The 13,829-nt window shown below is 69.9% G+C and carries 11 protein-coding genes and 1 pseudogene; 3 read left to right on the plus strand and 9 right to left on the minus strand.

What is annotated here, in order from left to right; genetic code table 11:
- Positions 1-360: 360 nt before the first annotated feature.
- Both ACIBKX_RS14105 and ACIBKX_RS14110 read right to left on the minus strand, forming a co-directional pair.
- The gene (locus ACIBKX_RS14105; protein WP_363275756.1) at positions 361-1,029 is read right to left on the minus strand and encodes a hypothetical protein; all 669 of its coding nucleotides are present in this window, start codon (positions 1,027-1,029) and stop codon (positions 361-363) included.
- Entirely contained in the window at positions 1,026-4,433 is a 3,408-nt protein-coding gene (locus ACIBKX_RS14110) for a CHAT domain-containing protein (RefSeq protein ID WP_363275755.1), read from the minus strand. Before ACIBKX_RS14110 ends, ACIBKX_RS14105 begins: the two co-directional genes overlap by 4 nt.
- Before the next feature lie 346 nt (positions 4,434-4,779).
- Between ACIBKX_RS14110 and ACIBKX_RS14115 the strand changes: the two are divergent.
- Positions 4,780-4,965 (plus strand): annotated as a pseudogene (locus ACIBKX_RS14115) (CorA family divalent cation transporter); the annotation flags it as partial.
- 24 nt (positions 4,966-4,989) lie between these two features.
- Entirely contained in the window at positions 4,990-5,412 is a 423-nt protein-coding gene (locus tag ACIBKX_RS14120; protein WP_363275754.1) for a MerR family transcriptional regulator, read from the plus strand.
- On the opposite strand, the gene ACIBKX_RS14125 is transcribed toward ACIBKX_RS14120, so the two are convergent.
- The 4 genes from ACIBKX_RS14125 to ACIBKX_RS14140 form a co-directional block, all read right to left on the minus strand.
- Positions 5,327-6,820, minus strand: a complete 1,494-nt coding sequence (locus ACIBKX_RS14125; protein ID WP_363275753.1) for a DHA2 family efflux MFS transporter permease subunit — start codon at positions 6,818-6,820, stop codon at positions 5,327-5,329. The genes ACIBKX_RS14120 and ACIBKX_RS14125 overlap by 86 nt on opposite strands.
- Positions 6,821-6,834: 14 nt before the next feature.
- Positions 6,835-7,059, minus strand: a complete 225-nt coding sequence (locus ACIBKX_RS14130) for a hypothetical protein (RefSeq protein ID WP_363275752.1) — start codon at positions 7,057-7,059, stop codon at positions 6,835-6,837.
- Positions 7,056-8,489 (minus strand): amidase, encoded by a 1,434-nt coding sequence (locus tag ACIBKX_RS14135; protein ID WP_363275751.1) that lies wholly within the window; start codon positions 8,487-8,489, stop codon positions 7,056-7,058. The genes ACIBKX_RS14130 and ACIBKX_RS14135 overlap by 4 nt, the downstream gene beginning before the upstream one ends.
- 109 nt (positions 8,490-8,598) lie before the next feature.
- On the minus strand, positions 8,599-8,907 hold the full coding sequence (locus tag ACIBKX_RS14140; RefSeq protein WP_363275750.1) for an EthD family reductase: 309 nt from the start codon (positions 8,905-8,907) through the stop codon (positions 8,599-8,601).
- A gap of 197 nt (positions 8,908-9,104) precedes the next feature.
- Between ACIBKX_RS14140 and ACIBKX_RS14145 the strand changes: the two genes are divergently transcribed.
- Positions 9,105-10,007: a LysR family transcriptional regulator gene (locus ACIBKX_RS14145; protein ID WP_363275749.1), complete on the plus strand. Its 903-nt coding sequence runs from the start codon at positions 9,105-9,107 to the stop codon at positions 10,005-10,007.
- A 111-nt stretch (positions 10,008-10,118) separates the two neighbouring features.
- Here ACIBKX_RS14145 and ACIBKX_RS14150 read toward each other — a convergent pair whose 3' ends face one another.
- The 3 genes from ACIBKX_RS14150 to ACIBKX_RS14160 all read right to left on the minus strand — a co-directional run bounded on the left by ACIBKX_RS14150 (position 10,119) and on the right by ACIBKX_RS14160 (position 13,573).
- The gene (locus ACIBKX_RS14150) at positions 10,119-10,919 is read right to left on the minus strand and encodes a GNAT family N-acetyltransferase (RefSeq protein ID WP_363275748.1); all 801 of its coding nucleotides are present in this window, start codon (positions 10,917-10,919) and stop codon (positions 10,119-10,121) included.
- Between the two features lie 43 nt (positions 10,920-10,962).
- Positions 10,963-12,492, minus strand: a complete 1,530-nt coding sequence (locus ACIBKX_RS14155) for an amino acid permease (protein ID WP_363275747.1) — start codon at positions 12,490-12,492, stop codon at positions 10,963-10,965.
- A 112-nt stretch (positions 12,493-12,604) separates the two neighbouring features.
- On the minus strand, positions 12,605-13,573 hold the full coding sequence (locus ACIBKX_RS14160; RefSeq protein WP_363275746.1) for a hypothetical protein: 969 nt from the start codon (positions 13,571-13,573) through the stop codon (positions 12,605-12,607).
- Positions 13,574-13,829 lie beyond the last annotated feature (256 nt).

Consider the following 13,829-nt stretch of genomic DNA (forward strand, 5'->3'; position numbering starts at 1 on the left):
TGCGGTCGAAGCAATGGTCGACTTCTGACTACGTCCCTGGTCGGGGAGATGACCGAACGCTGTGTCCGTACCGAGGTAGCCTCCGCAAAGCGCCAGGACCAACCCCACCAACGTCAGCGACCGCGATGGTGCTGACGTCCTGCTGGTTCGACGTGCCGGGGAGTCTCCGCGGCTTCGGCCCCTGTGGGCCGATCAGGGCTACCGCGGCCCTGACCCGCCTGGCCGGAGTCCAGGCGGGAGCCGGGATGGCCATCCAGTTCGTTCAGCGCAAGGGCGGTGGCTTGCGCGGCACGTGGGCCAAGGTCGACGACCCACCACACGCGGTGCCGATGTTCGCGGTGGTTCGGCTCCGTTGGGCGATCACCCCGCCAGCACGATGGTGTGCGGTGTCGGGGCGAGCTGTGCGCGGTAACGGCGGACGCCCCAACTACGGTGCTCCAACTCCGCCGCAACCAGCACCTCGGCCATGTTCATGCGGTCGGGCACGAGCTCCACCAGCGCGGCCACCGGGTGATCGCCGACCAGCGGGCAACCCTTGACTCGGCGGAACTCCCACTGTGGGTTCGGCTGGGAAGCGCCGTGGCCCCGGGCGATCCACTCCTCCCTCGCCGGTCCGGCTCCGGGCGGCTTGTCCACCCCTACATCCAGGACGCCGGTCGTGACCGTGAAGCTCACACCTGTCCCAAGGCTGGCGACTGGGCGGGTGCGTTCGCCGGGGTCGATCAGGCGCGCGATCGGCGATACGTCACGCTGCGGCGTGGACAAGGCGACGCCCAGGGAAGCATGGCGGAACACGCCCTTGTTCTCCGATGTCTCGGGGCGAAACGAGCACACCATCAGCAGTTGCCGGAACTGCCGGTCGGGTGTGGCCCTGAGGTATGACGGCCAGCCCGCTGGCGCGCCCTCGTGATCAGCTGGCAGCAGGTCCCAGCCGAAAGTGAGCCTGCCGTGCAGCGGTCTGTCATCCGCCGGACATCCGAGCGTACGTTCCGGCACGAGTTCGACGCCGTGCAGCCGAATCTCGGTCATGCGGCGGCTCCCTTAGTCCTTCCGTGCACGTAGGTGAACGCTCCCCAGTCACGGTAGTGGGGATACGTGGCACGCGTGGCGAGTTGGGCGCCGCGGAAGGCTTGCTCCGGCTCCACACCGCGTGCGACTGAGTGGTGCAGGTGATGGTAGAAGTACGTGGCTGGCTCCGGGCGCACGGGCCACAGGCACCCGACGACGGCCTGCACTCCGGCGGTGATCAGTGCTGAAGGGATGCCGCGGATGTTGTCCCCGCGGTCGAATCGGCCGAGCGCTGACTCGCAGGCGGCGAGTGTGACCAGGCGAACGCCGCGCAGGTCGACACTCAGGAAGTCGTAGGCGAATACGCGGCCGTCATCATCGCCGTCCGGCGTGAGGTAGAGGCAGTGCATCCAGGGTGCGGCCTCATCCAGTGTCCCGTGTACGGCGATGTGGACGACGTCCGCTGTGGACATCTCTGTGAGCAGCCTGTCGCGATTGGCCGCGAGACCGGTGAGGGCATCCGCACCTACCGCGTCGGCGACCTTGCGCGCGTGCTCTTCCAGCGCTGGTTCGGCGTGCAGACCGAAGGGAATGCCCCCGGCAGCGGAGGCGAGTACGACGGTGCGGGGCTCACGCGCGGCAACTTCGACGGGTGCCAGGGCTTCGAGGCCGGCAATCGTGGTGACAGTCCAGTCGTCGGCGATCAGGCGGCCTCCCGTACGGCACAGCGGTACGGGAAGGTAGTGCAGAGCGCCGTGCGGCCAGGCCAGGATTCGGTCTTTGCCCTGGGCGCGCCACTTGTCCCACAGTTCGCCGCTGCCGAGAGGCAGCCCGGCCGACTCCAGCAGCCGACTGCCCTCCGGCGTCACGGCGGCGAACAGCGGGTCGCGTTCGATCTCCGTCCGGATCTCCTCGACCCGGTCCGCGTCCGGGTGGCGATCGTTGTTCTCGTCCCCGCCCTCGCCGAGGTACACCACGAGCTCCCGGCCCTGTCTGGTGACCGCCAACAGCACGGCTGCGCCGTTCACCGCCGCGGGCAGGATCCACGTCAACAACACCGTTCGATCGTCCAGCAGTTCATGCACCTTGGCCCATATGTGCTGGTCGTCGATGAGCGGTGCCGAGCGGTGGCGCAGCTCGTCGTCGATGAACGACGAGATGCGCCACCGGAGATTCCGGGCAATCTGCGCGTTGTCGTGGCCTCCAGGTCGATGGTCGGCGTCCAAGTCATTGAGCAGGTTCGGCAAGGCACCGCCGGAGGCGTAGGTCTCCTCCAGGTCGCGCAGCTTGCCGATGAAATGCTGGATGTGGGCCGGCAGGCCGAGAGGGCCTTCGATGCGCCACCACGCGCCCAGCTGCGATCCCTTGCCCGCCTGATGCAGGCCGAGCATCAGCCCCATCGGCAGCCTCTCGCTTTCCGCGGCGAGCTGCCAGACCGCGGAGTGGACGAGATCGCGCAGCATCCCGCCGAGTTCGGGTGCACCGCTCGTGTCGAAGTTCGGCGCGTCCACGATGATCGCGTACAGCGCGTCCCTGAGTTCGTCGCCGTGGAGGTTGCCCAGTTGCTGCACGAATGGCACCAGGCTCGCCTGCGCCAATTCCTCGAAGTCGAGCGAGGCGTAGGCGAGCGCCGCGTACATGTAGAAGCCCCATGGGAACGGGACAGGGCTCGGGACCGGCTCGCCTGTATCCGCCGACTGGTAGTACAGATCCGCCGTGAGTAGTCGGACTTCCTCGTCTTGACCGGCGCCCGCCTGCCGCAGGAGGGTGAGCCCCAACGCTGGCTGCCGCCGGTCGCGAGCATGTGCGGCGGCATGCAGCAGAGCCGCAGACCGTTGCGCTGGTGTCCAGGACTCCGGGAACGACACCGAGAGCGCCTGATTGGGATCCAGACACTCGCTCGGGTCGTCGGGCAGCACATGAAGTCGCGCCTCGATCAGTTGCCTGCGGTGGGCGGTGGCCCACCGGATATCGAGCTGCCCCGCCCAATCCAACACGGTGCGCAGCAATGGCCGGTCGTCGCGTTCCCGGGCCAGGTTGATGCCTTGGCTGATCACCTTTGCGGTCACTACGCTGTCGTGGGCGGCAACGAAGTCAGCCGGTACCGTCCCGAACACCACCGTAAGCAGCCCGTCGGCCAACTCCGGGGAAAACCCCACCGTCCTGAGGAGGAACAGCGCTAGGTCCGGTTCGTCGGCGGCGGACGAGTCGCGCCATGCCGACAGAGCAGCGCCTGCAGCACCATGGTGAAGTCCCTCCTCGTCGGCGAGAATCTGCGCCAGTACCGCCCACAGCCGGGGCCTCCTCGACCCACCGTCCAACTCCAGCGCCTGTACCACCAGATGTCCCGCTTCCACCACCAGCCGGTGAGACTCCGCCTGGAAGGGCTCCTCTTCGGTGAACCACGTGCGATACAGGTCCGCGATCAGCCGAGCGGACCAGGTAGTCAGCAGGTCTCGAGCGTAGTCGTCGGCGGCCAAGTCCTCCGGCCCTCGGATGGCCAGCCGCAACCGAGCGGCAGCCAGCAGCGCGGCTTCCAGGTCGGCGGGATCCCTCAACCCGTCGATCAAACGCGCCGACAGCGCTTCGGACTCCTCGAACACCGCGCGGTCGGACCCGTCCGCCACCAGCTGGACACCCAATTCGATGGCCTGAAAGGCCGCGACCCGCCAGGCAGCCTCCAGCGCGCAGGCATCGGCGACCTCAACGACTAGTCGCCAGTAGACGTACATGAACTCCACCAAGCCGCGGTGGTCGAGGAATTCGCCCCGAAACAGAGGACCCACCACCGCGTCGGCGGACATCGCGTGGTGCTCCGCCAGGGCCTGCTGCGTCAGCTCTATTTCGCGTGCCCGTCGCTTCGCCTCGTCCAACGACATGACCCGGTCGCACACGTAGTTCGCCAGCTCCATGAGCACCCCGACGGGGTCTATGACGAACTTGGCTGTGGGGTGGCCGTCCTCCTCATAAACAAGCTCACCGAAGCGCACGACGCCGGCGCACACCATCCCTCGCTGCGTTTCGAAGGCCAACGCGCCGAGCGGATCGTCTGTGGCAGGCAGCACGTGGGACACGACCAGCAAGACCGAGCCCGAGGCGTCCGCCGCCTCCCGCCATCCTGGCGGTACCTCCACGTCGAGGTCATGCACGAAGGTCGTGCCGTCGGGGCCCAGAATAGACAGCACATCTCCTGCGTCCTGCGTGACAGACCACAGGGGGGCGACAGGGTGACTGAACGGCAATTCGTCCAGTGAGAGGAGAGCTTGGAGGCCCCGCGCGTACGCACGGGTAAACAGGCTGCCTCCCGCCCCACCTCCAGTGGTGAACGGGCTGATGCTGGCCAGCCCAACGGCCAGACCGGCATGCCGAACCCCCTCCACATCGGCGATGAACGCCCACCCCGTGACCTCCCGGGACAGTCGCACGCCATCCCCCCTTCGCACCGCCGATCATCGACAGGTGCAACGGTGACACAGACAACGGCCGGAACAACCCGCTTCCCGGGGAAGGGATGGTGATCTCAACGGAACCGGGCAGAGGCTGCGTAGCCGTCCCGACACCTGGATCGGCCTCCTGGCCAGCAACGACCCACGCGTCCCAGCAGCCGCAGCTGGGGAGAATCTGGGGAGAATGAAGCCGCCCCGGGGAGCGCCTGGGGAGAATCAACCCTGCAAATCGACGTCACGGTGAAAGCTCCGGAAACACTCATCCCTGCAGGTCAACACGCCCCAGATCGCGATTCCTGCAGGCCAACGCAGCGAGGGCGACGACTTCAAGAAGATCTCGTCGTGGGCGGCGATTCTCTTCGCCCCCACACTGGTCGGCACGATCTACGGCATGAACTTCGACACGATGCCCGAGCTGAAGTGGGCGGCCGGGTATCCGTTCGCGATTCTGCTGATGGCCGTGGTGTGCGTGAGTCTGTACTTCATCTTCAAGCGGCGGGACTGGTTGTAGGAACTGGTGCGGGAGACTGGGGGCATGGAGGAACTGACGCCGATACGGGAGGTGGCGGACCGGTTCGGGCTGCCGCTCTCGACGCTGCACTACTGGGAGCGACGCGGGCTTGTCGAGCCGCACCGGCGGTCCAGGCAGCGGTACTTCGACTCCGAGCAGCTGTACCGCGTGGCTCTCATCAAGCTGTGGCGGGAGACAGGGCAGATGTCCATCGAGGAGATCGACGCCCTGCTCCGCCGGGGCCATCGAGCCGACAGGTCCGGCGGCGACGAGTCCGGGGCCGACTGGCAGAAGACCGTGCGTCGCCGTATCGCGGAGCTGGAAGCACACATCGCCCGCCTCGACGCCGCCCGCTCCTATCTCACCCGGCTCCTCGGCTGCGCTCACGGCGACGGCCTCGAAGAGTGCCCGGCCTTGCGGGCGACCGTCCCCGGCTCCCCCGCCTGATGGGCTGATCGGCGCGCGGCATGGTCAGGAACGCCACACCCGCCGCAGCCGCGACACACGCGGCGCAGACGAGGAAGGCGACGGTGTGGCCATGGGCCAGTGCTGCCGCCCCGGTGCCGCCGGGGCGCCCTCGGTGGGCGGCGGCCCAAGCTGCCGCGGCGGACGCCGACACCGCGCTGACCACGGCTAGACCGACCGCTCCACTGGTCTGCCGGACGGTGTTCAGGACGCCCGCGGCGAGACCGCTGCGCTCCGCGGGGACGCCGCTGGTCGCCACCACCGTGATCGGGGTGAACGCGGCGGCGGTCCCGAAGCCGAACACCCCGCCGGACACCACCACGGTGAGCGCGTACGAGCTGTCCCTGCCCAGGCAGGCCGCGACACCGGCGAACCCGGCCGCGCCCACCAGGCAGCACAGCACACAGGCGCGGCGTGGCCCGAGCCGTACCGTCAGCGGCCCGGCCGCCCGGGCACCGGCGAACATGGCGACGCCGACCGGCAGATAGCCGAGCCCGGCACGCAGCGGCGTCCAGCCGTGTACGTCCTGGAGGTACAGCGAGAGCAGGATCGGGCTGGCGAAGAAGCCGAGGCCCAGCAGGAACATCACCGCGTTGCCGCTGCTCACCGCTCGCAGTCTGAAGAGGGTGAGCGGCAGCAACGGCTGTGCGGCCCATCGGGCTTGGTGGAGGGGGAAGAACGCCATCAGTGCGGCCCCGCCGATGAGGGGTCCCGCGACCTGAGGGCTCGTCAAGCCCGTGACGGGCGCCCGCATCACGGCGTACACCAGGCCGGTGAGACCTGCGGTGGCCAGCGCGGCGCCCACCACGTCGAGGCGGGGGCGTCCTGTGAGGTCGTGCCGTGGCAACCCGCGCGCGGCACCGGCGATGACCAGCGCCCCGATCGGCACCGTCACGAAGAACACCCACCGCCACCCGGCGAACTGGGCGAGGACGCCGCCGATCACCGGTCCCGCCGCGGCACCGACCGAACCGACCGCACTCCAGGTGCCCAACACCCGGGCCCGCCTTGCCGGTTCGGGGAAGGTCATGGTCAGCAGCGACAGCGTCACCGGCATCAGCAGCGCCCCGCCGAGCCCTTGCGCCGCCCGCGCGGCAAGGAGCGTCTCCGGTGTGCCGGCCAGGCCGCCGATCACCCGGGCCGCCGTGAACAGCGACATGCCGGTCAGCAGCGTCACCCGGTGACCGAACACGTCCGCACACTGGCCGCCGAGCAACAGGAACCCCGCGAAGGCGAGCGTGTACGCGTTGACCACCCAGGGCAGCGTGGCCGACGAGAAGCCGAGCGCGGCCCGGATGTCGGGAAGCGCCACCGACACAATGGTGGCGTCCAGGATGACCACGAACGACCCGGCGCAGGCCAGCGCCATCACCAGGCGCTCCCGGCTCATGCGGGCCTCCCGGCTCATGCGGGCTCACCCCCCTCGTCCCTTCTGACGGTGGCTTCCATGCCGAGTACGGGCCTGGCGTAGCGCGCCGCCGACACCTCGAAGAGGGCGTCCACGGCCGGGCGTTGCACGACGTACGCCGTCACGAATCCGGCGACCTCCCCGTCGTCCGCCCGTTCCGCGGGAAGGCCGGCGGCGGCCAGCAGATGCCGGACCCTGGACTCGTCCCGCGGCCCGGTCATGCGCTCAACTCCGTTGCCGTGCCCACCGGATCAGGGGTGCGCAGATGCCAGTCGGTGTGCCGCTGGTACGCGTCGCCGACCCGCAGGATCGCCGTCTCGCCCGCCACCGGACCCGCGATCTGCATCGACAGGGGGAGACCCGCCGCAGTGCAGCCCATCGGCACCGCCAGTACGGGGTTGGCCAGCGCATTCCAGTACGGGGTGTGGATCATCCCGAACACGCCCGCGTGGTCCTGATGGCCCGCCTCGTCGGCCAGGGCGTCGAACGGCGGCGCCCCGATCGACGCGGTCGGGCACACGATCACGTCCACCCGGTCGAGCAGCTCGTCCAGCGCCTGCTGCGCCACCGTCCGCACGCGCTGCGCCTGGACGTAGTCCGCGCCGGACACGAGGGCTCCCGTCGCGAGGAGGCCGCGTGCTGCCACGCAGTAGTCGGCCCAGCGCCTGGACAGGTCGCCGCGGTGGTAGGCGAGGCCCTCACTGGCGGCGGTCACGAACACCGTGGTGATCAGCTCCGGCCAGTACGGCAGCCGGATCTCCGCCGCCGAGGCGCCGAGCCCGGTGAGTACCGACACGGCCTTGTCGAACGCCCCGGGCACCGCCGCGTCGCCGTCCGCCGGGAAGTGGTGCTCACGGACGACACCGACCCGGACCCCGGCCAGGTCGCCGCCGAACCGGGGCTCGGTGAACTCGGGCAGGTCTGACCCGGGATCCGCGCTTCCCGCCATCACGTGCAGGAGCGCGGAGCAGTCCCTGGCCGTGCGGGCCAGCGGACCGACGCGGTCGAGGCTGTAGCCCAGCGGTACACAGCCGTCCGCGGGGACGCGGCGATACGTCGGCATCAATCCGCTGACCCCGCAGAACGCGGCGGGCATACGGATACTGCCGCCGGTGTCACTGCCGATGCCCGCGAGGAACATCCCCGTCGCCACGCCGCTCGCGGAGCCCGAACTCGAGCCCCCGGCCCAGGACTTGGTCCGCCAGGGGTTGCGCGGGAACGGGAACGGCTTGTCCTCCTGTGGAAGCCCGCAGCCGAACTCCATCGCGGTCGTCTTCCCGGTGACGACCGCCCCGGCGGCCCGCAGCCGGGCCACCACCGGGGCGTCCCGCCCGGCCCACCAGTCGCGGTCGAGGACCAGGCTCTGGGCGGTGGTCGGACCCTCCGCCACCGCGATGGTGTCCTTCACCCCGAGCGGGATCCCGTGCAGCGGCCCGCGGTCCGTCCCCCGCGCCAGTTCCTCGTCCGCGCGCCGCGCCGCCGCGAGCGCCTGCTCGTCGAATCGCGTCACATACACCCCGAGCGACCGGTCCAGCCGCTCGGCGGCCGCGGCGGCCGCCTCGGCGAGCCCCACGCTGGTCACGGTCCCGTCCCGAAGTGCCTGCGCGGCCTCGGTCACGGTGAGCGCCTCGATCACGTTCCACCTCCGCATGCGTCGCCGCCGTCGTCCGGCGGCCGGTGGTCCGCAACCCTGCCGACTCAACCCGAGTTGAACGCAACCTCGGGGCGACGGAACGCGTCCCGTGGCGTATCGGGCTGGCTCAGCCGGTGCCGTCCTGCACGGGATAGTGGATGATGACCACACCGCCGGTGGCGTAGTTGGCGACATCGGCGGCCAGCCGCTTGCCGTGCGGCGTCGCCTGCGCCGCGTTCATGGCGGCGGCGTCGGCGAAGTCGGCTTCGAAGACCGCGAAGTACGGCGCTTCCGCCTCGGTCGACGCTCCCTCGATCGCCCCCACGTCGAAGCTGTAGCGCCACGCAAGCGGTCCGGGCCAATTCTTGACCAGCGGAATGTGGTTGGTCAGGTAGTAGTCGCGGAAATGGTCGGGGTCGGCGGGCTTGGAATACAAGACAACAAGCCTATGCATGACGGCCTCCGTGCAGATCGGTGTCGGCGGGCCGGGTGAGTGCGATGTCCGGGACCGCGGTCATCAGTTGGATCGTCTGAATCGCCATATGCGCAGGCTAGGGCCTGACTTGGGGTCAGGGGAAAGATCAATTCGGGATAGGCTCAGAACGGATAGTTATCAATCGGCAGGGAGGGCCCATGGCACCGGATACGGTCAGCCTGCGGTATTTCCTGGTGCTGGCACAGGAGTTGAACTTCACCCGCGCGGCCGCCCGGATCGGTATCGCGCAGCCCGCACTCAGCGCCCGGATGCGCCGACTGGAAACGGAACTCGGAACGGCCCTGCTGGTCCGCAACACGCGTAGCGTCGTATTGACCACGGCCGGTGCGGCGTTGGCGGAGTCCGCGCCGCCCGCACTGGCGGCGCTGGACCGGGCATGGGACACCGCCCGCAGCGCGGCGGCCGGTGAACTGGGCACGCTGCGCATCGGATACAGCCTCAGCACCGGGGCCGAGACGGTACCAGCCCTGGTGGACAGGCTGATGCGCGACAACAGCGGACTCCAAGTCGGCGCGGTCCCGATGGCGACGCCAGAGATCTCCCCCGCGGTCGCCGACGGCCGCATCGACGCGGGGATCACCCGCGGTGAACAGCCGGGCCGTGGCGTGCGCCGGTACCTGCTGCGGCGTCAGCGGATCGGCGTCCAATTGGCGCAGCACCATCCGCTGGCCGAACACCCGGAGATCGAGATCGCCGCCGCGGCCGCGTATCCACTGCGGCTCCCCGACCGTGCGGCCAACCCCGTGATCCACGACCAGCTGGCCGCACTGTTCCAAGACACCCGGCCACAGCCCCGATTCCACACGCCCACGGTCTCTTTCGACATGTCACAGCGCGATCTGCGCGACGGGCTCACCCTCGCCCCGGCCGGCGAGGCCGCCGCCACGGCACCATCGCCCGGCATCACCTGGCGACCCCTGCACGGCGCACCCGGCTTGACGATCCACCTGGTCCTTCCGCGCGAACAGTCGCCACTGCACCGCCGCGCCCGAGCCGTCGCCAAAACCCTCGCGCACGAGCTGCACTGGCTGCCCGACTGACGGGCAGACGGGCAGACGGGCTGACGGACTGACGGGCTGACGGGCTGACGGGCAGACGGGCAGCAGGTCATGCGCGGCGAACTTCCCCCTGGGCCGGCCGGCCTCGTCGGCTCACTCCTTCAGGCCGTAGAAGTGGATGGGCGTGTTCGGCGAGAAGCCGATCCGGGGGTATACGGGGGCCCCGGCGACGGTCGCGTGCAACGTGGCGCGGGTGAGCCCGGTGGCCAGTGCGCCCTCGTACAGCGCCTTGCGTGTGACCGCCTCGCCGTAGCCCCTGCGCTGCCACTGCGGGTGGGTGGCGACGAAGGCGACGAAGAGGCGGCCCTCCGCCTCCACCGTCGCGGCGCTCGCCACCGGAACGTCGCCCCGCATGGCCAGGTAGGCGTACATCCCGCTCTTCCAGTGCGCGGATCCGACCAGGCCGTCGCGGCCTTCCTCCAAGGGGAAGCCGTAGGCGTGGGACTGGAGGTCCGCGTAGGCCCGCAGGTGCTCGTCGGTGCTCACCCGCACGAAGGTCAGGTCGGGGTGGACCGGGTCGGGGACGGGCAGCAGGTCTCCGGCCATGCCTGTGCCGGGGAAGGCGTACTCCAGGCCGGCCTGCTCGGCCGCCGTGGCCAGCGCGGCGCGGGCCTCGTCGTCGAGGAGGTCCTCGAAGAGCCACAGGAAGCCCGGGTGCTTCTTCGCGCGCATGATGTCCGCCGCCTCGCCCAGGCGTTGCGCGACGAGATCGGCCCCTGCTTCCTGGTCGGTCAGCGTGAGGCAGTTGTAGAACGAGAACCGGCAGTCGGCCCAGCGGACGGCGATGCCGGGGAGGTCCCGCACATCCGCGTCCGCGTCGCGGTCGAGCACCAGGGCCCGCCAGGCCACGGTGAGCTGCTGTGCCGATTCGATGGATTCCGTGACGCCAGTCACCGTACTCCCATGGGTCGTTGAGGTCGCTGAGGTGTTGCTGCCATCAGATGATGCCTTCGAACTGTTTGTCCTCGGTCGGCGAATTGGAGCGGGGCACGTGGTAGGAATCGCGTCCGAACCGCCGCCACAGGGCGGCGATGAGGAAGGCCACCACTACGGCCACGGGGGTGTAGTTGAAGGTCGTCGCGGTGATCGGGCTGCTCTGCGGCAGCAGGAACAGCACCGTGACCGCGGCCGCCCACACCACCGCCACCCAGCCGATCGGCCGGCTCCAGCGGCCCAAGTTCCAGGGCCCCGGGGTGAATCGGTCGCGGTGGAGGAGTCGCAGCAGCACCGGGATGGCGTACGCCGAGGTGAATCCCACGACCGAGATGGCGGTCACCGCCGAGAACGCCGTCGGGGAGTACAGGGACGGCAGCGCGAGCACGAACGCCACGGCGACCGCGAGCCAGACCGCGTTGGCGGGGATGGCGCTGCGGCGGCTGATCTTCTTCCAGAGCCCCGATCCGGGCAGGGCGCCGTCCCGGGCGAAGGCATAGATCATCCGGCTGGCGCTGGCGGTCACGGTGTAGCCGCACAGGAACTGGGCCACGATGATCACGAGCAGCAGGGCCTTGGCCGCCGCCATGCCCAGCGCGTCCAGCAGGATCTGCGCCACCGGTACGCCGGTCGGTCCCGCCAGGGTCGCGGCGTAGTCCTGGATGGCGAAGAGGAGAGTGGTCAGCAGGATGCCGCCGGCGATCCAGGACACCGCCACCGAGCGGAAGATCCCGCGGGCCGCGGCGACGGAGGCGTGGTTGGTCTCCTCGCTCAGGTGGGCCGAGGTGTCGTAGCCGGCCAGGGCGAACACCGGAAGGAGCATGCCCAGCAGGATCACGTACACCGGGGCACTCCAGCCGGTGTTGTTGGTGAACTCGGAGAAGACGAAGCCGGCCGACTGGTGGTGGGAGGGTACGAGCGTCAGGGAGCCGATGATGACGACGGCCCCCGCCAGGTGCCACCACGCGCTCAGCGACGTCAGGATGTTCATCAGCCGGGTGCCGAAGAGGTTCAGGACCGCGTGCAGCGCGAGGATGACCGCGTACAGGGCGAGCAGGGAGCCCGGCGTCGGCGTGTAGCCGAACTGCAGGTTCATCCACGCGGCGGTGAACGTCGCGATGCCGTAGTCCTGGGCGGCGATTCCGCCGAGCAGGCCCAGGAGGTTGAGCCAGCCGGTGTACCAGCTCCACCGCTCGCCGCCGAGCTGGCGGGCCATGTAGTACAGGCCGCCGCTGGTGGGGTAGCGGGAGGTGATCTCCGCCAGGGCCGCGGCCAGGCAGAGCACCAGCGGTCCGACGGCGAGCCACCCCCACGTGATCACCGCGGGGCCTCCCGAGTTCAGGCCGTAGCCGAACAGGAGCAAGGTCCCCGACATGATCGAGATGACCGACAGGGAGGCCGAGAAGTTGCCGAAGGCCCCCATCCGGCGGTGCAGTTGCTGGGTGTAGCCCAGCGACTGGAGGATGCGTGCGTCCTCCCCGTCGTCGTCGGCCGGGGTCGTCGGCTGCTGGCGCGGTGCTCGTATCGAAGTCATGGGTTCTCCGCACGGGGAAGCTGAAGTGGGGGGTGCAGGCGGGACGGCTGCCGGGCCACCGGCGGGACGCGGGACGTGGCGGCGCCCGCCCATGGGGCTGCCTGGTCGGCGGTCATGTGGGGCCTCCCAGGTGCCGCGGGTGGGATCTCCGGCAGGCGTCGCGGTCCTCCTCGAATGCCTTCCGCCACTGGTCCTTGGGGTGCCGGGGGTCGTACTGCCACGGGGCGGGCGTGGCGAAGTCGCCGATGGCGTCGAACACTTCGGTCGCCCAGTGCGCGAAGCCGCCCCTCGCCAAGGCGTAGGCGAGGTAGTTCAGATCCATCTGGGAACTGGTGGCCGGGTCGCACTTCCGGAACCAGCCCTCGAAGGCCCGCGTGACGGCCCGGGTGGTGTCCTCCCTGGTCCACAGCAGGTTCAGCATGCCCTCGGCGCCGTTGTCCCGTCGCTCCCGGAGCTCCTGCACACGGGCGTAGAGGGGCAGCAGAAGCAGGGGCGACTCGGACGGCGCGAAGGAGACCGTCCAGCGGGCGAAGTCCGTCGCGACGGCCTGGCGGCCCGCGGGACCCGGGCGGGCCTGGAGCGCCTGGGACATGCGGTGCCATGCCTCGCGGTTGAACGGGTCCCGCCGGTGCACCTCTCCCAGCAGGCCCCAGGGTCCGCCGGGCAGCAGGTACTCATGGGGCGGCGGAGCCACGTGATGCTCCGGGTATCGTCCGGTCACGTCCGATTCGGCCAGGGCCAGTCGGCAGATCCAGGGCACCGAGTCGTGGGGATTGCCCTCACCCGCCTTGGCGCACGCTTCCCGGGCCCGCGCCACCAGTTTCTCCAGGTCGTCCGCCCGCCGGTAGTCACGCGCCCAGTTCCTGCGGTGGGCCTGCAGCACTCGTTCGGCGGCGACTCTGGCGTACATCACGCGGGCGGCGAGGCTCTCCGGTTCCTCCTTCAGCCACAGCTCGACAACGTTTGCCTGGGCCGCGACGACGCCCAGGACCTGCGTACGGGATGTCCACTGCGGCCAGTTGCCCGTGCGGGCGAGGACCTGCCGCATCTGCATCCAGTAGCCCGCCTGGATGTCCTGCACGGCCGCGTAGAGGTCGGTGTCTCGACCGGCCGGGTTCGATCGTCCTGCCGGGTTCGATCGTCCTGCCGGGTTCGACGGTCTGGGCGCTGTCACCCGGCGACCGGCCGGTTCTGACGGCGATGCAGGGACCTGCGGCTCGCCGAGTGGTGTGAGCACGACACCGAACGGTGTGCACTGGCGGCCATAGGCAGAAGGACTCTCGGGGCAGTCGGGACGAGGTGGCACGAGGTGGCACGGGGTGGCACGGGGTGGTGCG

The organism is Streptomyces sp. NPDC050658, assembly GCF_044457025.1.
Lineage (GTDB): Bacteria > Actinomycetota > Actinomycetes > Streptomycetales > Streptomycetaceae > Streptomyces.